The sequence below is a fragment of the Nocardia sp. NPDC019395 genome, assembly GCF_040632335.1.
In the GTDB taxonomy this organism is placed as follows: domain Bacteria; phylum Actinomycetota; class Actinomycetes; order Mycobacteriales; family Mycobacteriaceae; genus Nocardia.
Genome location: NZ_JBEYBT010000004.1, coordinates 328,792 through 350,489, shown reverse-complemented (window position 1 = coordinate 350,489; position 21,698 = coordinate 328,792). Strand labels below are relative to the sequence as shown.

The following is a 21,698-nucleotide window of genomic DNA, read 5'->3' as shown; positions in this document are numbered from 1 at the left end:
CGATGCCGAGTGCTTTCGAAGCGGACGACCGGAATCTGGCCGACTGGAAACTGCTGGTGCGGGGTATCGCGTTCGCCCTGGTGGCGGCCGCGCTGGTCGCTGCCGGAATCGCCCGATCACAGGGCGCTTTCGAATCCACGGTCCGGATCACCGCGCTGATGGCGGATGTTGGCGACGGTCTTCCGGTGAAATCGGATGTCAAGTACCGCGGGGTCATCGTCGGCATGGTCACCGAGGTCGCACCCGCGACCGGTGACGGCCCGAACCGGGTCGGGATCGAATTATGGCCGCAGCAGGCGCAGGGTATCCCGGCCACGGTGACGGCCCGCGTCGTACCCAGCAACGTTTTCGCGGTGCCGTCCGTACAACTGGTCGACAACGGCCCGGCCCCCGCACTGCGCGCCGAGGCCGAGATAGCACAGGACCACAGTCTGGCCACCGTCCAGCTACAGACCTCGCTGACGGCCCTGAGCCGGATCGCGGAGGCCGCCGGCCGCTCCGCCACAGACCCGACGGTCGGCATCCTGGCCACGGTTGCGCGCGCCACCAGCGGACGCGGCCCGGAAATGTTGCGGGCCGGGGCGCAACTCGGACGGATCGCGCAGGCACTCAACGAGGTCACCGCACCCGACGGCGGACCCTCGACGATGGATGCCCTCGCCCAGGCGCTGGCGGGTCTGCAGGCCTCGGCGCCGGATCTACTGCAGGCGGTGAACCAGTCGGTCGCGCCGATGCAGATCGTGGCCCAGCAGCGGGGGCAGCTCGCCGCGCTGCTGTCCGGGGGCCTGGTCACCACCACGAGTATCGGAACCGCGCTCACCAACCACACCGGAACACTCACCGATATCACCGGTTCGATGGCGCCCGTCCTCGACGTGCTGGCCCGGGGCAGCCGGAACTTCGTGCAGATGACCACCTCGCAGGCCCGCCTGGCGACGAAATTCAGGACCCAGTTCTGGCGCGCCGATACGCAGAGCGCCACCGGTTCGGTCATTGTCGAACTCACCCCGCACAAGCAGTACACCCGCGCCGATTGTCCCCGCTACGGCAATCTGGCGGGTCCCAGCTGCGCCACCGGCCCGGCCGGTTCCGCGCCGGTGATCCCCGGTGGGTTCACCCCCGCGAGCGCGGACTCCGGCACCGGAGCCGTCGGCGGACCGGATGAGCGTCAGCAGGTCACCGCCGTCCTGGGAAACGAACCGGACAACCTGTCCGCGCTTGTCCTCGGACCGCTGGTACGCGGCAACAACGTGACAGTCACACCGGCTACCGCAGCGGAGGGTCCGCGATGAGTTACCGCAAACCCCTGATCGGACTGTCGATATTCCTGGTCATCGCTCTCGTGCTGACCTGGATGGTCCACCTGACCCTGCAGCGCGGAGTGTCCGGCGAAACCGATTCCTACGCGGCGGTCTTCACCGATGTCTCGGGCCTGCGTTCCGGTGACGATGTGCGGATGGCGGGGGTGAAGGTGGGGCGCGTCGATACGATCGCCGTCGACGGTACACATGCCCGGGTCACCTTCGAGGTCACCCGGGACCAGACGCTGTACGGCAACACTCTCGCCACGGTGACCTACCAGAACCTGATCGGCCAGCGCTATCTCGGCTTGGCGCCCGATGATTCCGGTAGCCCCGAACGTCTCGAACCGGGTTCGGTGATACCGGTCGAGCACACCGAACCTTCCTTCGATATCTCCGGTCTGCTCAACGGTTTCCAGCCCCTGTTCAGCATGCTGGACCCGCAGGACGTCGACAACATCACCGCCGCGCTGGTCCGGGCGCTGCAGGGCGAGGACGGGGCGGTGCTGGCCCTGATCACCCAAACCAGCTCACTCGTGGAATCGTTCGCGGGCCCCGATCAGGTTCTCGGTTCGATCATCGACAACCTCGGCCGGGTGCTGGCCGATCTGGCGCAGCACAGCGGCGAACTGCAGACCACGATCGCGCAGACACGCAAGATCTTCGACGGGCTCCATGCCCGGCGCGATACCTTGCTCACCCAGACCACCGAGATCGCCACGGTCCTGGACCGGGCCGCGCAGGTGGTACAGGGCGCGGCGCCGTCGCTGGCGCAGTTCGTCACCCGCGAACCGGGGTTCGCCCGGCACTTCCTCGACAACAAACAGAAGTTCGGTTATCTGGGGGCGAACCTGCCACCGATGCTGAAATCGCTCTCGCGCATCACCGATGAGGGAGCGTATCTCGATGCCTATATCTGCGATCTCGGATTCAGCATGGTGCCCGGGTTCGACCCGCTGATGGCCCAGATACTCGCGCTCGCGTCGCCCAGCGGGCAAGTGGAACATTCGGCGATCTGCAGGTGATGGGGATGAAACCGGTACTGCGCACAGCGGCCGAACATTCGGCGGCACTATGGGATCGGGCACGGACCCGGTGGCGGCGCCGCGACGGACCTGGCAAGACGGCCGGGCCGCTGCGGCGCGGGATCATCGCGGTCGTTGTGGTCGCGGCGCTTCTCGTCGTCACGGTTTTCATCAACTCCCTCGACCTGGGAAAGACGACGTATCGCGCGCATTTCCAGCAGGCCGCGGGTATCGCCGCCGGCGATTCGGTCACCTACGCCGGGGTCCCGGTGGGCACGGTCAGCGGTACCCGCCTCGACGGTGACCACGTATCCGTCACGATGAAAATCGACGGGTCGATCCGGCTCGGTGCCGATACCCGGGCCGCCATCAAACTCACCACGCTGCTGGGTACGCGGTATGTCGAATTGCAATCCGACGGAACCGGTTCTCTGCCCGATCGGCTGATCCCGCTGGGACGGACCGCCGTGCCCTACGACCTGGAAACCGCGTTGCAGGACGCGACGGCCACCTTCGCCGGTGTCGACGCCGACCAGATCGCCGGGTCGATGACCACCCTGGCACAGCAGTTACGCGGGTTGCCCCCGCTGGTTCCGCAGGCCCTGCGGAATATCGAGACGGTGGCCGGGGTCATCGCGCAGCGCCGCGACCAGATCGGTGCGCTGCTGCAGAGCACCGAACAGGTCACCACCGTCTTGCGGGACCAGCAGGCGGATCTGTCCTCGCTGGTAGGCCAGGGCCGCACCGTGCTCCAGGAGATCACCGCCCGGCAGGCGGCGCTGCGCCGGCTCATGGACGCCACCACCACGCTGGTGCGGGAACTGGAACCGATCGTCGTCGGTGACCGCGGCAAGATCCAGGGCCTGCTCGACGATCTGCGGGAGATGACCACGCTCATCGCGAACAACGACGCTCTGCTCCGCAATATTCTGCAGATCCTGCCGGTGCCCTGGCGTCTGTTCGCCAATGCCACCGGCACCGGGATGGAGCTGTCCGCCAATGCTCCCGACGGTGCGTTCATCGATTCCTTCCTGTGCGCGCTGAGCGGGCGGGCCGCGCAGGTAGGCAAGGCTCCGTACTACGAGGACTGCAAATGAGACGACTCACCCGCCGGATCGCGCTCGCCCTCATCGTGTTCGGTATGGCGTTCACCGGCTGCTCGAGCGCACCCGGCCTGCGCGATTCCGACACCACCATCACCGCCCGATTCGCCAACGCCAACGGTCTCTACACCGGTAACGCGGTTTCGGTCCTGGGTATGCGGGTCGGCGAGATCAGCGAGATCCGGCCGCGGGGCACCGGTGTGGATATCGAACTGACGGTCGACGGTTCGATCCGGCTCCCGGCCGATGTGCTGGCGGTGGCGGTCTCGGATTCGCTGCTGACCGACCGCCGGATCGAACTGAGCCCGGTCTACCGCGGTGGCCCCGAACTGCCGCGCGACGCGGTGCTCGGCGCCGAACGCACCCGGACCCCCGTGGAATTCGACAGCCTGCTGGCCATGGTGCAGAAGCTCGCGGGGTCCCTCGGCGGCGACGGCGCCGGAAACGGGCCGGTCGGCGATCTGCTGGATCTCGGCACCGGTGTCACCGCCGGTCAGGGAGAACAGATGCGCGTCGCGCTCGGCGAACTCTCCCGGGCGATGCAACTCGGCAGCGATCAGGGCGCCGCGACGCGCGACGCGATCACCGCGGTGGTGAACAACCTCGACGCGCTGGTCGCCGTAGCGGCCCGCAACGATACGACATTGCGTGAATTCGGATCCGGGATACATCAGCTGAGCGATTTCCTGGCCACCCAGGGCCTGGGCACCGGCGATACGGGCGCCCGGCTGAACCGGATCGTCACCACGGTCACCGAACTGCTCCAGCAGAACCAGGGAACACTCAGCGGCCTGGCGGGCAACTCGAATACGATCTTCCGCGCGCTGGCCGACTATCAGGGGAACGTCGGCGAATTCCTCGATGTCTTCCCGCTGCTGGTCGACAACGTCTACAACGCCATCGACCAGGACATCGGCGCCCTGCGGGTGACCTTCGATCTGAACCGGTTCCTGCTCGACGGGCAGATGGTGAAGGAAGTATGCAATCTGCTGCACCTCACCGAACTCGGATGCGATACCGGAACCATGCGGGATATGGGACCCGATTTCGGTCTCACCGCGATTCTGCAGGCTTTGGCGGAGGGACAGCCACGATGACAGCGCGCAGATTCACCAGATTCCTCGCGGCGGGGGCGATCGTCGTATGTACGACCGCCGCCACCGGCTGCTCGCTGAGCTTGGACCAACTGCCGCTACCCGCTCCCGGTATGCCGCGCGAGTCCTGGTCGCTCACGGCGACCTTCGCCAATGCGCTCAATCTGCCGACGAAGGCGAAAGTCCGGTTCAACGGTGTCGATATCGGCCTGGTCGAGTCGATGTCGGCCCGCGATTACCACGCGGTGGTCACGATGCGGATCCGGCCCGAAGTGGAACTTCCGGCGGGCACAACGGCCGAACTCCGCTCAGCCACACCGATGGGTGATGTCTTCGTCGCGCTCACCGCTCCCGAGGCCCCGCCCCCGGGCGGCGGACTCCTCCGGGACGGCGCCACCATCCCGATCGAATCCACCTCCGCGGCCGCGACGATCGAGGAAGTCCTCAGCAGATCATCGCTGCTGGTGAACGGCGGAGCGATCAAGAGCCTGACCGAACTCGCCACCGCGGCGGGCGAACATCTCGACGGGCGCGGTGAACGGCTCGCCGATATCCTCGAGCAGACGCGGCAGCTCCTGGAAACCCTCACCTCCCGCTCCGGCCGGATCGAGGCGATACTCGCGAGTTCCGCCGACCTGAGCGCGACGCTGGCCGAACAGCACACCGCCCTGGGCGACGCGGTGGCCGCGGCCGCGCCCGCGGCGCAGGTGGTCGGCGCCGAAACCGATTCGATCATCGAACTCGTCGACCGGATGCACACCGTCACCCAGCAGCTGGCCCGGTTCCCGTCGATCCAGGGCACGAACCAGGGCAGTATGGCGGTCGATATCAACGGACTGGCCGCGGGGCTCGATACCGCGGCAAAGAACCCGCAGGCCGACCTGAACGCCCTCAACAGCGTCCTGTCCATCGTGTTGAAGGTGACCAACGCGTCGTCGGCGCATGCCGAAATCGATGTCGCACAGCTCGCGCTCGGCGCCGTACCCGATCCCAACTTCCCGGGCGATCCGGGCGCCCGGCTGCCGGACGCCACCGACTGGACCGCTTTCGCCGGATCGCTGCAATACATGCTGCAGCGTCTCGGCGGACGACTGAACGGACCACCGCGATGAGTACCCGTGGCGCCCTGGTGGAACGGCCGGCCCGGATCGTGGTCGGGACGGTCGGCCGGGTCCGGCGCTATCGCGCGACGACATCGCTGATCGGGCTGCTGCTCGTCCTCCTGATCGGCACCGGCTATCTCCTGTTCGGCGCGCTCGATATCAATCCCCTCGCCGCGAAATACCAGGTCCGGGTGGAACTGCGGGAATCCGGCGGGCTGCTACCGGGCCAGGACGTCACATTGCGCGGTGTGCGGATCGGGCGGGTCGCCTCGGTCGAGGTGGCCGGTGACAAAGTCGTGGCGGTCGCGTCCATCGACGAGCGGACGAGGATCCCGATGGGCGGCCGGGTGCGTACCGCGGCGCTCTCGGCGGCCGGTGAACAGTACCTGGATTTCCTGCCGGATACCGACAGCGGGCCCTTCCTCGCCCCCGGCGCCGTGGTGACCGCCGACCGGACCTCCAGCCCGGTTCCGCTGTCCACCATGCTCGAAGGTCTGTCGGGCATTCTGGCGCAGGTCGACCCCGGACAATTACGTGCCATCTCCGATGAATTGGGTGTCGGCGAGGCGGGCCCGGACAAGCTCGCGGCCATCATCGACGGTGGATTCTTCATGATCTCCACCCTCGACGGGGTCCTGCCGCAGACGGTGAGCCTGCTGCGCAACAGCCGGGTCCTGCTCACCACGCTCGCCGACTCCGGTGCCGGGCTCCGCGATACCGCCGCCGACCTGTCCGCGACCATGGGCGGTATCGCCGCCATGGGCGGAGGCTTCGAACAACTCGTCGGACGCACCCCCGAAACCCTGGCCGCGATCGACGCCATCATGGCCCAGAACTCACCGACCATGGTGCGGCTACTGGGCGATCTCACCACCGTCGCGCATATGGCGAATTCACGAGTACCGGCGTTCGAGGAGTTCTTCTTCCCGCAACAACGCGCCGGCTCGTCGCTCGACGCCGTCGCCTCGGCCTTCCACGACGGCTCGGTCTGGGCGATGGCGAGTATCTACCCGCGCAAACAATGCGATTACAACGTCCCCCGCCGTCCCGGGACGGTACCGGATTATCCGGAACCGTACCTGTACACCGACTGCACCGACCCGGATCCCGCGCTGCTGCCGCGCGGCGCCCGCAACGCCCCGCGACCGCCGGGTGTCGGCCCGCCGGGGGTGCCACCGGGAGCGGACCCGGCGGCCACCGCCGATCCGACCCCGATCGGCCCGCTCACCATCCCGACCCCCTACGGCGGACCGCACGCGCCGACTTATGTGCCGCCCAACTGAGGAGCCCGCAGTGACCGCAACGGATGAACTCACCTCGGACCCGGAATCCGGAAAGGATACGAAAAGCACGGCCGAACCCGCAGGCACAACCGAAGACCCGGCCGGCGCCGCCGAACCCGGCGCGGATCCCGGCCACTCCCCCGCCGAATCACCGATGCGCAGCAGATCCGTGCGCGCACTCGTCGGAGTCCTGGTCCTCCTGCTGATCGCCACAACGAGTCTCGCCGCCGTTCTGGGCTGGCAATGGAAGGACAGCCGCGATGTCGACCGCGCGGCCACCGCGGCACTGACCGCCGCCCAGCAGTACGCGGTAGCGCTGACCAGCATCGACGCGAAACGGATGGACGCGGACTTCGCCACCCTCGCCGACGGCGCGACGGGGAAGTTCAAGGATATGTACACCCGATCCGCCGAACAGCTCAAACATCTTCTGGCAGAAGCACAATCGGTGAGCAGCGGCCGAGTGGTCGCGTCGAGTGTCCAATCGGCGTCCCGGGACCGGGTGGTGGTTCTGCTGTTCGTCGACGCCCAGATCACCAACACCACCACACCGGAGCCCCGGCTCGACCGCAACCGCATCATCATGACCATGGACCGGGTCGGTGACCGCTGGCTGGCCGGTGAGGTCGAACTCGTCTGACGCGGCGGCTTCAGCCGATCGGCAGCCGCGAGTCCAATAGGAACGGCAGCAGGAAATCCCGCAGCAGGGCCTGTTCCTCGGCCTCGTCCGCGGGCGGGAGGGTCAGCAACGAGACGATGATCCGCACCGCCCACCGGCCCAGCCGCTGTGCCGCCGCGGGCGACAGTTCGGGCCGGAACCGGGTGACGAAGGCGGTGACGAGTGCGTCGATCACCGCCGAGGAATCCGACAGTCGCGCCACGATCCCCGCGTTGGCCGGTTCGAACCACACAGCCAGATGCGGTGTCTTGCGCGTTTCGGCCAGGGTGGCGGTGATCCCGTCCAGCAGACTCTCGGCCGGGTCCGGGCCGTCCAGTCGCTGCTCGCGCCAGACCCGTTCGATCAACTGGGTCGCCTCGCGTCCGGCGAAGGCCACGTACAACGACTGCCGGCTGTCGAAATACCGGTACAGCGTCGCCCGCGAACATCCCGCCGCCTCGGCGATCTCGGCCATCCCGACCGAGCCGGCGCCTTTATCGATGACCAGCGCCCGCACCGCGTCCAGAATGCGCTCCGCGGCCAATTCGGTGCGCCCGGCGGCCAGCCAGTCACCACTCACGGCCACACCATGCCGTCTCCGGGCCCGACTCGCTCACGCCGTGCACCGGAACGGAACACTGGTGGGCCGGCGGACATAAGGACCAGGGGCATAGGTGACGGCGTCGATATCGACCCGATAGTCGGGGAACCGGTCGAGCAGTTCCTCCAGCGCCACCCGCGCCTGCATCCGCGCGGCGGCCGCCCCGAGACAGTGGTGGGGGCCGTGACCGAAAGTCATGATGCGCTGCGGATTGCGGTCGATGTTCAGGTCCGCCGCGTCGGCGCCGAAGGCCTGTTCGTCGCGATTCGCCGAGCCGTACACCAGGAGCACTTTACGGCCCGCCGGAATCGTCCGGCCGTTCAGCTCCACGTCGCGGGTCGTGGTGCGGGCGAGTCCTTGGACCGGCGAGGTGAGGCGAGCGAGTTCCTCGATCGCGACCCGGATCCGTTCGGGATCGGCGGCGAGCGCGGCCCGCTGCTCGGGGTTCTGCTGGAGCAACTGCACGGCACCACCCAGCAGCCCGGTGGTGGTGTCGTTACCACCGGCCACCATGGTCCAGGTGTAGGCCAGGATCTGCACCAGCCCGTCCACATCGGAGTCGTCGGCCGCCATCCCCGCTTGCACCAGCAGCGACACCGTATCGTCGCCGGGGTCCGTGCGCCGCCGCTTGATCAGTTCGGCAAAGTACCCCAGCATCTGCATCGACGCCACCTGCGCGTCCTCCGTGCGCTGGGTACTGGCCGCGACCACGGCATCGGTCCATCCGTCGAACAGCGGCCGGTCCTCCTCCGGGACGCCCAGGTAATAGGCCACCACCATCGTCGGCAGGGGTTTGAACAGGTCGGTCACGATATCGCCGCCGCCCTGCTCCGCCAGCCGGTCCAGCCGTTCCCGCACGAAGCGACGGACCACCGGTTCCACCTCCTCCACCTGGCGCGGGGTGAATCCGCGCGCGACGAGCTTGCGGAAGTCGGTGTGCTGCGGCGGATCCTGCATCACCATCGGCGGATTGGCAGTGAGCCCGATCTGCTCGAGCTCGCCGTACTCGACGGTCAGGCCCTGGCCGGAGGAGAAGATCCCGACGTCCCGGGCGGCCGCGTACACGTTTTCGTGCCGGGTGAGGACCCAGAAGTCGTTCTCCGGATGCGCGGCCGGCACGACCCGGTGCACCGGGTCGTGTTCCCGCAGCCCGGCGTACATCGCCCACGGCGACCGCCACGTCTCCCCCGAGCACAACTCGAAGTGCGCCTCATCCTGATACGTCTGACCCGTCATGTCGTAACGGTAAGACACAATCACTATTTTGTCTAAGGAATGCGCCGGATTCCTTAGACTGCACCCGTCGAACGATCGCGCCGGCGTCGCGTAGGCCCGCCGACCATGAGTGTTGTCCGGTCGATCCTGCTGTTCGCCCTCGCCGCGGAAGCCGAGATCGCCGGCGCCTGGTTGGTGTGGCATGACACCTATCCGTGCAGCAGCCCCCAGGTCGTCGGTCTTGACATAGGGTGCAGTGGCGAGGCTGTTGATTTCGTTGCTCACAACTGCGATCTACAACGCCCTCGCCGCCACCAATGCGTGACAGGCCGCGCAATCCAATTGCCGGACAGCGGCATTCGCCCAAAATGAACGCTCGTGCCCGGGATGTGGGACTACCCGCACGTGCGAGTCAGCGGTCATGGACGAAGGTGCGTCAGCAGTTCATCCGCAGCAGGGTATGGGCGCTCCTGAGGCAGCAGGCGGACAGCAGAGTCGAGGGCGCCGTCGCTGACCAGCGCGTGGATCTCGCGGGTGAGCGGAGTCATGTCGCTGATAGCGACCGTCCATTCGTCCGCGTAGCGTCGTACGGCTTCACCGCAGAGCCCGAGTTGCAGCGAGCGATACGGAAGGGGCCGCAGGTACAGATCACGCTCAGGATCCCACTGGACGCGGGCGGGAGAGCGCTTCAGCTGACGTTGCCAGGTGTTGCGGTCAGGATGCAGCCCGGACTTGTAGCTCGACAGGCACGCATGGCGCAACGCCCACTCGAAGCCGCTGCGCGAGATCTCGACGGCGAGGACGGTCTCCTGATCCGGCTTCATACCCCAGCCGCATCGATACATCATCCACAGGAACGACGGCTTGATCCACGTCATCCGATCCCGCTTCCACGCTGCGGGAAAGCGACCGTCGCGGACAGCAGCCCTGCCGATAGCCGAGGAGTATGCCTGGTAGACGGTGACCGTGGATGCCGTGTGTAACGCGCGGATCCTGTGTTGTGGTTCTTCCATGACGTAGAGCGTGACGCCGAACGACTCGGTTGGCGATCGAATTTCCACCTGAGTACCCACCCATATCCCCCGACCCCTTCTCGATCGCCGCGAGCAGTGACACGCTTCCCGACACCTGCCTCGGGCAGGACGCGCTGTGCATGCTGACCGCTGGACCGGGTGGGGGTAAGACCAGTCTTCTGCGCACGATTCAGGCTCGCTCGGCAGCGCAATGGCTGGCAGGAATCGAAACGCAGCCGCTGGCTCTCACCGTCAACGCCGCGGCGCTGACTCCGCATCGGCCCCTCGCCGCCGCACTCGCCTCGGCGGCGAACGAATCCCTGTCGCGGCTCGGCCTCGAGCGCACACTCGATGAGGAGTTCTTCCGAACAGCGCCACGACCCGGCACCACATGGCTCGTCCTCGTCGATGGAATGGACGAGATCACCGACCCCGAGCTCCGCAGGGAAGTCATCGAATGGATCGTGCAGTGCGTTGATCGCCAACCTGCCGTTCACTCCTTCGTCGTGGCCGGACGACCGATATCCGATACCGAGCGCAAGCTCCTGGGCGCCGTTCCCGAATATCGACTCGAGCAGTTCTCCACCGACGATCTTCACAGCGCAGTCCACGGATGGTTTCGCCAACTCGGCCTCCCTCGGCCCAACACCTCGACGGACACTTTCATTGCAGCGTTGAGCTCTGTTGGGATGTCCAAGCCGGCGCGAACACCGCTGATGACCTCTCTTCTGTGCCAGGTCTATTCGATGAATCCGGACGGTGTGCTACCCGACAGCAGAAATGCGCTCTACTCGCGCTTCGCGGACCTCCTGCACGAGCGAATGCACAGTCGAGGGCCATCCGGATTTCGCACGCAGAGCGAGCACCTGACGCAGCGATTCGGCCCGGCAGTGGCCGAGCATGCCGAATCGCTCCTGAGCGAACTGCTCGATCTCATCGGGCAAATGGCCGCAGCAAACGAATCGCGGCCGGTTGATCCACTGATATACATCCGTCCCGCGAGGCCCGAATACCTTCCCGACCACAGTATCGAGGCTTGGAACACGCTGATTTCGCGCAGCCCGGCAGGCGAGCGCCCACCTGGCATCACACGCAAGGTGTGGACGGACTTTGTTGTATCTGCGCTGGCCAGATGCGGCCTCCTCGTCCGCGAAGGTGACCGGCTCGAGTTCGCACACAAGACCGTGCAGGAATATTGCGCTGCACGATGGGCTATGCGCACCCCACAGGCCTACGAGCGGGAGCTGGACAGGAGCCTTCAACGATGGATTCATAACAGGGGGTTGAATCCCTGGGGCGCGCCGCTGGAGACAGCATCTTATATCAGCTTCCTGATAGAAGCCGACCGATCGGTACTACGCGACATCGCCCACCGGAAGCTGTACGACAGCGTCACACGAGCAAATCTGCATTGCTGTCTGCTCGTCGCAATGATCAACCACTTCGGATCCCTCGAACCCGAAAGTTGGCAACCTGTCATCGATCAAGCGATTCGTTCGACGACTGCCGTCATCGAGGTCGAGGAAGATCCGGCAACGCGGGTCTGGGCGGCAACGATACTCGCCGAACTCGACGAGGCCCCTGGACTTTCTGCGCTGGAATCGCTCGCGAAAGAACCAACCCTGGATCACGAATTCAACGAAGATCCGCACTCACCGGATTTCAGTGGTCGGCTCCAGGCCGCCAGAACGCTGATGCATTTCGATACTCGCCGCGGAGCGGACGCCTTGATGCAACTCGTACTCGACGACGAGGACCTCGACGAGTTGGTGCGGGTGAGAGCTGCGGAAATCCTGTTGGAGAACTCCGACGAACGGGCCGAAGCAGCACTGGGCATGCTCGCCGAGGATAGCCCCTGGTACGACTCTCGATTCGCAGCTATCAACCTGTACTCGAAAATCAATCGCCACATGGCCGCAGAGTATTTGAACAGATTGATCGAGGACTGGCGCTACGACGACCCCGATTCGTGTCAGGACGACGCCTACCTCCTCGTGCAGTGGGGCGACCCCCGCCAGCTGCACTTGGTCGAGGGTTCAGCCGACAAGGACGACATCTGACTGTGGATTTCAGGCGGGCATCCAGGCCCCGCCCTCCAGAGTTCGGCACGGCTGCGGCGCCCCTTCAGCGCAGCGCCGGATCCCGTTCGACCACCCACAGGTAAGAGAAGTCCGGCTTCATCGCGAACGGCTGGCGATCAGCGGAACGGACGGCATCACGCTGATCATTCACCACGCCGAACCGGGCCCCGCAGACGCCGAAGCCGGCGCTCCTGGGCTCGTCCGCACTCACGCCGACCGCGAACACCTCTCCCGTATCCGTCGCCCCACAGGCGGACGATACAGCTGACTGCTCCAGAGACCCGTTGCGGCCGTAGCTAATTGGGAATATTTGATCAGCTGATCCTGTCGAGGACTCCCCGGAGGGTACGGGCGAAGGCCTCCGGCTCGCCCGGGTAGCCGGACTCGGGACCTGTGAAGCCGCCGTGGTGGCTGGGGAACAGAACCGGCTGCAGACCGAGTCGGCCGGCGATCGCCGTCGAGGTTCGGGCGGTGACCGTACCCGTTGACTCCTCGCCGTAGCCGATGACGATCCGGGTCGGTGCCGCGGCGAGAGCGGCGATGTCGGCGCGGTAGCCGACGACCTGCCACGAGCGCTCCGACAGCAGCGGGTCGTCGCGGGCACCGTCGTCCTCGGCCGGTAGCCCGAATGCCGCGGGGTCCGCGGCGGGCGCGGCGAAATAGTCGTCGGTGAATTCGCCCTGCCAGGATGCCATCGCGATGAAGGCCGCCATTCCCGCACCGAAGCCTTTTGCCGCATAGGCCTCGCGATACCCGGCCGCCGCACGTTCGGCCGCCGCGGCATCGGGGAGCACGGCGAGCAGCGGCGGTTCGTGCGCCACCACTGTGCTCACCTCGTCGGGGTGGGCGGTTACGAGCGCGAGCGCGACGATTGCCCCGCCGCTGCTGGCGAAGATATCGACGTGGCCGGAGTGGATACCGCTCGCGCTACCGGCCCGGCGCTCGGTCAGTATTCGAGCTCGGTCCAGGGAATGCGGATGGGGAACGGATGGTCGATGTGGATGCCGTTCTCGTCGGCGGGTGTCCACTCGTCGACCAAGAGGTAGTTGGTCGGGTACAGCGGATGGACATCATCAGGCAGGGATCCGTATCCGGTCTGCAGGGCGTAGGCGCGGACCGCGGCTATCGCACTGCGCGCGGACGCCAGGGTGACCTCCCAGTACCAGGGGATACCGGCGGCCGCATAGCGGCCCTTCTTCGCTTCCATATCCGCCTGCTTGTTCGACGGTGACAGTACTTCGCCGACCAGCAGCGTATCGGCGGCCCGGACATCTCCGAACGGCGAGTCGAGACAGCGGTACACCAGAAAATCCGGTGTCAGGAAATCGGACTTCCCGCTGCTACCGATGAAAACGTTGGTCTCGAGGTTCACGGTCCAGCAGGTCTCGGGGTCTTCCGACATGCTCTTACGCGCACAACGTTCGAATGTGTTCGTCATGCGGCGGGTGAACGTCTGATGCTCGCCCGGACCCCGACGTAGCCACACCACGCGACCGTCCCAGAGCTCGATCTGTTCCGCGATCTCCTCGGGTAGCTGCTCCAGTTCCTCCCAGGTCATGTACTCGGGAAGGTCGGGGCGGTCGATCTCCGGCCAGGACATATGGTCATGATAAGTCACCTGGCCGACGGGTCATTCCGGTCCACCGTGCCATCGATTCCATCCCCGTCCGGCGTATAACCAGGCCTCTCCACTCACTCGGCGGCGGTGCCCTCGCGCCTGCGGCGGTGACGGGGCATAGTTGCAATCGGAGCGAACATAACCATGGACATTCCGGAGCCGGCGACCATAGCTTTGACGGGCCGCAGCGGTGCACGGCCGCGGCAGGCCGGAATGCGTGTGCCCGAAGCTGTTTCGCTGCGCCGTCCGGTGCGATCGGCTGTTACCTCGACCCCATAGGAGTACTCCGCGATGACCGAATCCAACCCGCCGGCCGATCCCAGCGCCGGCTGGAGTTTCGAGACCAAGCAGATCCACGTCGGGCAGGTTCCGGACGACACCACCAACGCCCGGGCGCTGCCGATCTACCAGACGACCTCGTACACCTTCCGCGACACCGCGCACGCGGCGGCACTGTTCGGGCTGGCCGAGCCGGGCAATATCTACACCCGGATCATGAACCCCACCCAGGACGCGGTGGAACAGCGCGTGGCCGCCCTGGAGGGCGGGGTCGCGGCGCTGCTCCTGGCCTCCGGGCAGGCCGCCGAAACGCTCGCCATCCTGAACCTCGCGGGCGCCGGTGATCACATCGTCTCCAGCCCGCGTCTCTACGGCGGCACCTACAACCTCTTCCACTACACACTGCCCAAGCTGGGGATCGAGGTGTCCTTCGTCGACGAACCCGACGATCTCGATCAGTGGCGCGCCGCGATCCGCCCGAATACGAAGGCCTTCTACGGGGAGACGGTGTCCAACCCGCAGAACCATATCTTCGATATCCGCGGTATCGCCGACGTCGCGCACAATGCCGGGATCCCGCTCATCGTCGACAACACTGTCGCGACTCCTTATCTGATCCAGCCCATCGCGCACGGCGCCGATATCGTGGTCCACTCGGCGACGAAGTACCTGGGCGGGCACGGTGCCGCGATCGCCGGTGTGATCGTCGACGGCGGCACCTTCGACTGGACGGTCCGCGCGGGTGACGCGCCCCGGTTCCCCGGATTCACCGAACCGGACCCGAGCTACCACGGCGCCGTATTCGCCGACCTCGGCGCACCCGCGTTCGCCCTCAAGGCACGGGTCCAGTTGCTCCGCGACCTCGGCTCCGCGGTGGCCCCGTTCAACGCCTTCCTGATCAGTCAGGGCCTGGAAACGCTGAGCCTGCGGGTGGAACGGCATGTGCAGAATGCTCAGGCCGTCGCCGAGTTCCTCACCGAACGCCAGGAGGTCACCTCGGTGTCGTATGCGGGTCTGCCCTCCTCACCGTGGTACGAGCGCGGTAAGGAGCTCGCGCCGAAGGGCACCGGCGCGGTGGTCGCGTTCGAACTCGCCGGCGGTGTGGACGCGGGTAAGAAGTTCGTCGACGCGCTGACGCTGCACAGTCACGTCGCCAATATCGGCGATGTGCGCTCGCTGGTCATCCACCCCGCGTCGACCACCCATTCCCAGCTGACGCCCGAAGAGCAGTTGAGTTCCGGGGTCACGCCGGGGCTGGTACGGCTCGCCGTCGGTATCGAGGGGATCGACGATATCCTCGACGATCTGCGTACGGGCTTCGCCGCAGCGGCCGATTAGCCCAGACGACCCGAAGGCCTGCTTCAGAGCCGGATCCGCTCACCGCGGGTCCGGCTCTCGTTTACGCGGACAGCGCTCAGACGGGGACGCAGGGCGTACCCGACGAGTACACGTGTAGTACGCATCGCACAGCCAGAATGATGGCGTCGGCCAGGTCTGCCGGGTTGTAAGCGAACGGGTGCATGAACAGTCCTCCGTCGTGCGGGGCCGGGGCCGGCCGGGCATGTTCCGTGCGTGCTGCGTTCTCTGTAAGGGTGCGCTCTCGATTCCGTTCGCGCGCCGATTCGCCGGACACGGCTCCACATCGACTTCGCGTCCTCTCGTCCCGGGTAGCCACGCGGCCCGCCGGTACGCGGGTCGATCCACCCGTGACCGCGCCGGTTTCCTCGCGGTGCAGAAGCAGCGGAGACTCAGCGGATAGGCCGCGCGCAAGGAAGGCGTCAAGGCAGCCGAGTGGACCGTAAAGAACTCGTCAACGTGCGGTCGGCCGGGAGAAGCGGATCGTAGTTTCGAGCCGGTCGGGCCGCCGGATTGTGCCGGGCCGGGCCGGGTTGTCGGAACGGAGGCGAAGTGTCGAGCCGCAGCGGTGGCATGATGCCGAAGTGACCACGATATCCGACCGAACCCCGGGTGAGCTGCGAATTTATCTGGGCGCCGCCCCCGGGGTCGGGAAGACGTACTCGATGCTGAGTGAGGCACATCGCCGGCTCGGCCGTGGCCAGGATGTGGTGGCCGCGGTGGTCGAGACGCACGGCCGGGCGCAGACCGCGGAACTGCTGGAGGGCATCGAGCAGCTGCCCCGGATCGCGATCTCCTATCGCGGCACCGTCCAGTACGAACTGGATGTGGAGGCGGTGCTCGCGCGCCGGCCCGATCTGGTGCTGGTGGACGAGCTCGCGCACACCAACACACCCGGTAGCCGCAATCACAAGCGGTACCAGGACGTACAGGAGATTCTCGCGGCGGGGATCGACGTGGTGTCCACCGTGAACATCCAGCATCTCGAGGGCCTCAACGATGTGGTCGAGCAGATCACCGGTGTCGTCCAGCGGGAGACCGTGCCCGACGCGGTGGTGCGGGCCGCCGACCAGATCGAACTGGTCGATATCACCCCGGAGGCGCTGCAGCGCCGGATCACCCTCGGCAATGTGTACGCACCCGAGAAAGCCGATGCCGCGCTGGCGCACTACTTCCGGCGCGGCAACCTCACCGCGTTGCGGGAACTCGCGCTGCTGTGGCTGGCCGATCAGGTGGACGCCGCGTTGGCGAAATACCGCGCCGATCACCGGATCACCGCCACCTGGGAGACCCGCGAACGTGTGGTGGTCGCCGTGACGGGTGGCCGGGAGTCGGAAACCCTGGTGCGGCGGGCCGGCCGGATCGCCGCCAAATCCAGTGCCGAGCTGATCGTGGTGCATGTGGTCCGCGGCGACGGACTCACCGGTGTGGCCGCGCCGCAGATGGCGGCGGTACGGGAGCTGGCGGCACATCTCGGCGCCGAACTGCACACCGTCGTCGGCGACGACGTCCCCATCGCCCTGCTCGATTTCGCCCGCATGGTGAACGCCACCCAGCTGGTGCTCGGCACCTCTCGCCGTTCCCGCTGGGCCCGGATGATCGACGAGGGCATCGGCGCCGAGGTGGTGCAGCGCTCCGGTGCGATCGACGTGCATATGGTCACCCATGAGGAGGCCCGCGACCGCCGCCGCCGGCGGCGCCCCAAGCGGCTGCGCCGGCATACGGCGTCGTGGATCGCGGCACTCGCCGTGCCCACGCTCATCGCGGCGTTGATCGCCGCCTGGCTCGACGACCGGCTCGACCTGGTCAGTGAGAGCGCGTTGTTCTTCGTCGCCGTCCTCGCGGTCGCGTTGTTCGGCGGGGTGCTCCCGGCGATCGCGGCGGCGCTGATCGCCGGGATCCTGCTCAATATCCTGTTCGCCGACCCCCGGTACAGCGTCAGCGTTTCCGATCCGAACAGTTTTCTGCCGGCGGTGCTGCTGCTGGTGGTCGCGGTGGCGGTCGCGGTGCTGGTCGATACCGCCGCGCGCCGCGCCGAACAGGCCGGACAGGCGTCGCGGGAGGCCGAACTGCTCACCCTGTTCGCGGGTTCGGTGCTGCGCGGCGCGGATCCGACGGCGCTGCTGGACCGGTTGTGCCAGACCTACGGCCAGCGCGCGGTGAGCCTGCGGCACCGCTCCCGTGGGGCGCTCGCCGAGGTGGGCACGGATCCACCCGCCAGTGCCGATGCGGCCGATACCGCGGTAGAGGTCGGCGACGGCGACTACCGGCTGCTGTTGTCCGGCCCGACCCTGCGAGCCCGGGACAGGCGGGTCTTGGAGGCGGTGGCCGGCCAGGCCGTCGGCCTGGTCCAGCGCCGGGAGCTCACCGAGGAAGCGAACCAGGCGGCGGCCCTCGCCGAGGCCGACCGGTTACGCCGCGATCTGCTCTCGGCGGTGAGCCACGATCTGCGCACCCCGCTGGCGGCGGTGAAGGCGGCGGTCTCGAGCCTGCGCTCCGACGATGTGGAGTTCTCCCCGGAAGACCGGGCCGAACTGCTCGCCACCGTGGAGGAATCGGCCGATCAGCTCACGGCGCTGGTCGGCAATCTGCTCGATTCCTCCCGGCTGGCCGCGGGTGTGGTGCGGCCGCGGCTGCGCCCGGTGTATCTGGACGAGGTCGTGCACCGGTCACTGGTCAGCGTGGGCGTGAGTCCGCGCGGTGCCCGCCGCGGCGCACTCGACCGGGTACGCGTCCGGGTCGGGACCAGCGCGGTCGCGGCCGACCCAGATCTGCTCGAACGGATCCTGGCCAATCTCGTCGACAACGCGTTGCGCTACGGCGCGGAATCGGAGGTGACGATCGATGCCGCGACGGTGGACGGCCGGGCTCTCGTCCGGGTCGTCGATCACGGGCCGGGCCTGCCCGATACCGATCCCGAACGGGTTTTCGACCCGTTCCAGCAGCTCGGCGACCGCGACAACACCAGCGGACTCGGACTGGGACTATCGGTGGTACGCGGTTTCGCCGATGCCCTCGACGGTTCCGTGAGCGCCGCACCCACCCCTGGCGGCGGTCTCACCGTCACCGTCGATCTCGCGACCGCGGCCCACGACGACTCGCTGCCCATGGAGGTATCGCAATGACAGCCCCAGCGCAGCCGGAGCACGGGCCGCGGCAGCCGCATCCCACGGTTCTGGTGGTCGACGACGAACCACAGATCCTGCGGGCGATGCGGATCAATCTCTCGGTACGCGGCTACGACGTGGTGACCGCGTCGACGGGTGCGGGCGCCCTGCGCGCGGCGACCGAACGCAAACCCGATGTCGTGGTCCTCGACCTCGGACTGCCCGATATCGACGGAATCGAGGTCCTCGCGGGATTACGCGGCTGGACCAGCGTGCCGATCATCGTACTGTCCGCCCGCACCGATTCGGCGGACAAGGTGGACGCCCTCGACGCCGGCGCCGACGACTATGTGACCAAACCCTTCGGCATGGACGAGTTCCTGGCCCGTCTGCGGGCCGCGCTACGACGGTCCGCGGCCTCGGCCGATATCGACGAACCGGTGGTCGTCACCGATTCGTTCACGGTGGACCTGGCGGCGAAGAAGGTGGTGAAGGCCGGGGTCGAGGTACATCTGACCCCGACCGAATGGGGCGTGCTGGAGATGCTGGTGCGCAACCGCGGCAAACTCGTGGGCCGGCAGGAGCTGCTGCGCGAGGTGTGGGGTCCGGCCTATCAGGCCGAAACCCATTACCTTCGTGTCTATCTCGCCCAGCTGCGCCGCAAATTGGAGGACGATCCGTCCCATCCCAAACACCTGGTGACCGAGCCGGGGATGGGCCACCGCTTCAAGGAATAGCGGTCAGGGTGTGACGATCGGGAAGCGCGGATCGGGGGTGTCGAGCAGTCCGATGAAGGTCTGCAGCAGACTTTCGTCGCCCTTCATCGTGACCCCCTCGAATCCACCGCCACCCACAGCTTTGAGCAGTTGCGCCTTGGTGAGAGTCAAGGTGAGATCCGCGGGCCCGGTAGCCGGCGCGTCGGCCGTCGGCGTGCGGTGGGTGAGAGCACCATTGGAGAGCCGCAGGCGGTGCACACGGTTCTCGTCGGTCAACTCCCAGTCCATGATGAAATCGGCCGACGCGGCGCGCAGCCCGTCGATCCGGACAGCGAGGGAGTCGACGATCATGTCCAGGGTCAGCGCCGTCATCATCTCGGGACTGCCCGATTTGAGTTCGGCGGGACTCGGGCCCTGCCTCAACTCCTGGGCGCCGACCAGATAGAAGTTTCGCCACGTTCCGTTCTCGGCCCCTTGACCCAGCCGGTCATAGACCTGTGCCAGTTCCTGTTTGGCGCCCTCGTGGTCCGGCTCGGCGAAAACAGCGTGGCACAGCAGGGTCGCCGCGAACCTGAGGTCACCCTGCTCGGCGTATTCGCGGCCCTTCGCGACGATCGCATCGATACCGCCGTAATCGGTGACATACCGCTGGGCCTGGTCGACCGGGGGATGCTCCCACAGATGCGCCGGGTTTCCGTCGTACCAGCCCATATACCGCTGGTAGATCGCCTTGACGTTATGGCTCGTCGAGCCGTAGTAGCCGCGGTTGGCCCAGAGTTTGTCGAGTTCGGGTGGGAATTCGAACTGTTCGGCGATCTCCGGCCCGGTGAAACCCTGATTCGTCAGCCGCAGTGTCTGATCGTGCAGGTAGGCATACATATCCCGCTGGCCCGCCAACCATGCCGTCCAGTTCTCCCGGCCCCAGGTCGGCCAGTGATGTGACGCGAAAGCGACATCGGCTTTATCGCCGAACCGGGCGATGGCCTCGTCGAGATAGTGGGCCCAGACCCGGGAATCACGCACCAGTGCCCCGCGCAGGGTCAGCACATTGTGCATATTGTGGGTCGCGTTCTCCGCCATGCAGAGCGCACGGTGGTCGGGGAACAGGAAGTTCATCTCGGCGGGCGCCTCGGTCCCGGGGGTGAGCTGGAAGACCATCCGGACCCCGTCGATCTCCTCCTCCTGCCCGGTGTGGGTGATATCGACGGTCGGCGGGATCAAGGTGATCGTCCCGGTGGAGGTGGTCATGCCGAGCCCGGCCCCGATCTGTCCGTCGGGTGCCTTGTTCAGAACCGCGCCGTACATGAAGATGGCGCGCCGGTTCATGGCGTTGCCGGCGTACACGTTCTCGCTGACCGCGTGCTCCAGGAACCCGGCGGGAGCCAGAATCGGGATCGGCGGATGGCCTTCGGGTACCACGCCCCTGGCGCCGCCGAAATGGTCGGCGTGGGAGTGCGTGTAGATCATTCCGGTGACCGGCCGGTCACCGCGTTGCGCGCGGTACAGGGCCAGGCCGGCGGCCGCGGTTTCCGCCGACAGCAGCGGGTCGATAACGACGACACCGTCACGGCCTTCGACGAAGGTCATATTCGACAGATCCAGGTTGCGTACCTGGTAGATCCCCTCGGTGACCTCGAAAAGCCCCTGTTTGTTGCAGAGCTGCCCCTGCCGCCACAGGCTGGGGTTCGCGGTCGGCGGGCAGTCGCCGTCGAGGAATTCGTAGGCGCCGATATCCCAGACCACCCGTCCGTCACCGGCCCTCACCACCGGTGGGTCGAGTTCGGCGATGAAGCCCCGTGTCGCATTGCCGAAGTCGGCAGTGTCGTCGAAGTCCACCTGCATGGTCATCGTTACCTCACTCTGCGATATCTCGGCTGACGTTTCGGGCCCGGCGCGGAGGTTCGATCGCCCGCCGGTCACCCGTCCGGTGGTTTCCGGATATCGGGGCCGGGCGCGGGCGTACCGGCTGTTCCGACGCTAGCGGGAGCCGGGCCGTACGGGTATCACCTGCGACGGGTGATTCCCCGCATCGGATTGCCCCGGCAGACGGATGCCGGGATGTGCGCGGCAGCAGTGCGCAACTCATCCGCCGTGGGTGATACCGGTCCGGCGCGAGAACGGCACACTGTCACCGGTACACCGTCG

At 66.9% G+C, this 21,698-nt stretch carries 18 protein-coding genes and 1 pseudogene; 13 read left to right on the top strand and 6 right to left on the bottom strand.

All coding sequences use genetic code 11. From position 1 onward, the window contains the following. Window positions 1-2 precede the first annotated feature (2 nt). From ABZ827_RS15060 to ABZ827_RS15030, 7 genes are read left to right on the top strand one after another with little or no spacing between them, the layout of a single operon-like run. On the top strand, window positions 3-1,292 hold the full coding sequence (locus ABZ827_RS15060) for an MCE family protein (protein ID WP_357237240.1): 1,290 nt from the start codon (window positions 3-5) through the stop codon (window positions 1,290-1,292). Then, window positions 1,289-2,326, top strand: a complete 1,038-nt coding sequence (locus ABZ827_RS15055; RefSeq protein ID WP_357237238.1) for an MlaD family protein — start codon at window positions 1,289-1,291, stop codon at window positions 2,324-2,326. Before ABZ827_RS15060 ends, ABZ827_RS15055 begins: the two co-directional genes overlap by 4 nt. Before the next feature lie 5 nt (window positions 2,327-2,331). Then, window positions 2,332-3,423: an MCE family protein gene (locus tag ABZ827_RS15050; protein WP_357237236.1), complete on the top strand. Its 1,092-nt coding sequence runs from the start codon at window positions 2,332-2,334 to the stop codon at window positions 3,421-3,423. Next, window positions 3,420-4,526, top strand: coding sequence for an MCE family protein (locus ABZ827_RS15045; RefSeq protein WP_357237234.1), 1,107 nt, complete (start codon window positions 3,420-3,422; stop codon window positions 4,524-4,526). Before ABZ827_RS15050 ends, ABZ827_RS15045 begins: the two co-directional genes overlap by 4 nt. Continuing rightward, complete coding sequence (locus ABZ827_RS15040) at window positions 4,523-5,635, top strand: MCE family protein (protein ID WP_357237232.1); 1,113 nt, start codon at window positions 4,523-4,525, stop codon at window positions 5,633-5,635. The genes ABZ827_RS15045 and ABZ827_RS15040 overlap by 4 nt, the downstream gene beginning before the upstream one ends. Next, window positions 5,632-6,909, top strand: coding sequence for an MlaD family protein (locus tag ABZ827_RS15035; RefSeq protein ID WP_357237230.1), 1,278 nt, complete (start codon window positions 5,632-5,634; stop codon window positions 6,907-6,909). The genes ABZ827_RS15040 and ABZ827_RS15035 overlap by 4 nt, the downstream gene beginning before the upstream one ends. 10 nt (window positions 6,910-6,919) lie before the next feature. Further along, complete coding sequence (locus tag ABZ827_RS15030) at window positions 6,920-7,549, top strand: hypothetical protein (RefSeq protein WP_357237228.1); 630 nt, start codon at window positions 6,920-6,922, stop codon at window positions 7,547-7,549. Between the two features lie 10 nt (window positions 7,550-7,559). Here the strand turns inward: ABZ827_RS15030 and ABZ827_RS15025 are convergent, their stop codons facing one another. Continuing rightward, the gene (locus ABZ827_RS15025) at window positions 7,560-8,147 is read right to left on the bottom strand and encodes a TetR/AcrR family transcriptional regulator (protein ID WP_357237226.1); all 588 of its coding nucleotides are present in this window, start codon (window positions 8,145-8,147) and stop codon (window positions 7,560-7,562) included. Between the two features lie 33 nt (window positions 8,148-8,180). Then, window positions 8,181-9,404, bottom strand: a complete 1,224-nt coding sequence (locus tag ABZ827_RS15020) for a cytochrome P450 (protein ID WP_357237224.1) — start codon at window positions 9,402-9,404, stop codon at window positions 8,181-8,183. 105 nt (window positions 9,405-9,509) lie between these two features. Here ABZ827_RS15020 and ABZ827_RS15015 point away from each other — a divergent pair. Continuing rightward, window positions 9,510-9,584 (top strand): annotated as a pseudogene (locus tag ABZ827_RS15015) (hypothetical protein); the annotation flags it as partial. A 218-nt stretch (window positions 9,585-9,802) separates the two neighbouring features. Here ABZ827_RS15015 and ABZ827_RS15010 read toward each other — a convergent pair. After that, entirely contained in the window at window positions 9,803-10,456 is a 654-nt protein-coding gene (locus ABZ827_RS15010) for a DUF4291 domain-containing protein (protein ID WP_357237222.1), read from the bottom strand. Between ABZ827_RS15010 and ABZ827_RS15005 the strand changes: the two genes are divergently transcribed. Next, window positions 10,426-12,456, top strand: a complete 2,031-nt coding sequence (locus ABZ827_RS15005) for a hypothetical protein (RefSeq protein ID WP_357237220.1) — start codon at window positions 10,426-10,428, stop codon at window positions 12,454-12,456. The genes ABZ827_RS15010 and ABZ827_RS15005 overlap by 31 nt on opposite strands. After that, window positions 12,362-12,745 (top strand): hypothetical protein, encoded by a 384-nt coding sequence (locus ABZ827_RS15000; protein ID WP_357237437.1) that lies wholly within the window; start codon window positions 12,362-12,364, stop codon window positions 12,743-12,745. Before ABZ827_RS15005 ends, ABZ827_RS15000 begins: the two co-directional genes overlap by 95 nt. A gap of 46 nt (window positions 12,746-12,791) precedes the next feature. On the opposite strand, the gene ABZ827_RS14995 is transcribed toward ABZ827_RS15000, so the two are convergent. Then, entirely contained in the window at window positions 12,792-13,310 is a 519-nt protein-coding gene (locus tag ABZ827_RS14995) for a hypothetical protein (RefSeq protein ID WP_357237218.1), read from the bottom strand. 113 nt (window positions 13,311-13,423) lie between these two features. Continuing rightward, window positions 13,424-14,077, bottom strand: coding sequence for a Uma2 family endonuclease (locus ABZ827_RS14990; RefSeq protein WP_357237216.1), 654 nt, complete (start codon window positions 14,075-14,077; stop codon window positions 13,424-13,426). Between the two features lie 309 nt (window positions 14,078-14,386). Here ABZ827_RS14990 and ABZ827_RS14985 point away from each other — a divergent pair, with 309 nt between their 5' ends. The 3 genes from ABZ827_RS14985 to ABZ827_RS14975 all read left to right on the top strand — a co-directional run bounded on the left by ABZ827_RS14985 (window position 14,387) and on the right by ABZ827_RS14975 (window position 19,574). Further along, entirely contained in the window at window positions 14,387-15,712 is a 1,326-nt protein-coding gene (locus ABZ827_RS14985; RefSeq protein WP_357237214.1) for a bifunctional o-acetylhomoserine/o-acetylserine sulfhydrylase, read from the top strand. A 602-nt stretch (window positions 15,713-16,314) separates the two neighbouring features. Further along, window positions 16,315-18,855, top strand: a complete 2,541-nt coding sequence (locus tag ABZ827_RS14980; protein WP_357237212.1) for a sensor histidine kinase KdpD — start codon at window positions 16,315-16,317, stop codon at window positions 18,853-18,855. Then, window positions 18,852-19,574, top strand: a complete 723-nt coding sequence (locus ABZ827_RS14975) for a response regulator (protein ID WP_357237210.1) — start codon at window positions 18,852-18,854, stop codon at window positions 19,572-19,574. The genes ABZ827_RS14980 and ABZ827_RS14975 overlap by 4 nt, the downstream gene beginning before the upstream one ends. Window positions 19,575-19,577: 3 nt before the next feature. Here the strand turns inward: ABZ827_RS14975 and ABZ827_RS14970 are convergent, their stop codons facing one another. Next, a complete protein-coding gene (locus tag ABZ827_RS14970) occupies window positions 19,578-21,395 on the bottom strand; it encodes an alkyl sulfatase dimerization domain-containing protein (protein WP_357237436.1) in 1,818 nt (605 codons plus the stop codon). Window positions 21,396-21,698 lie beyond the last annotated feature (303 nt).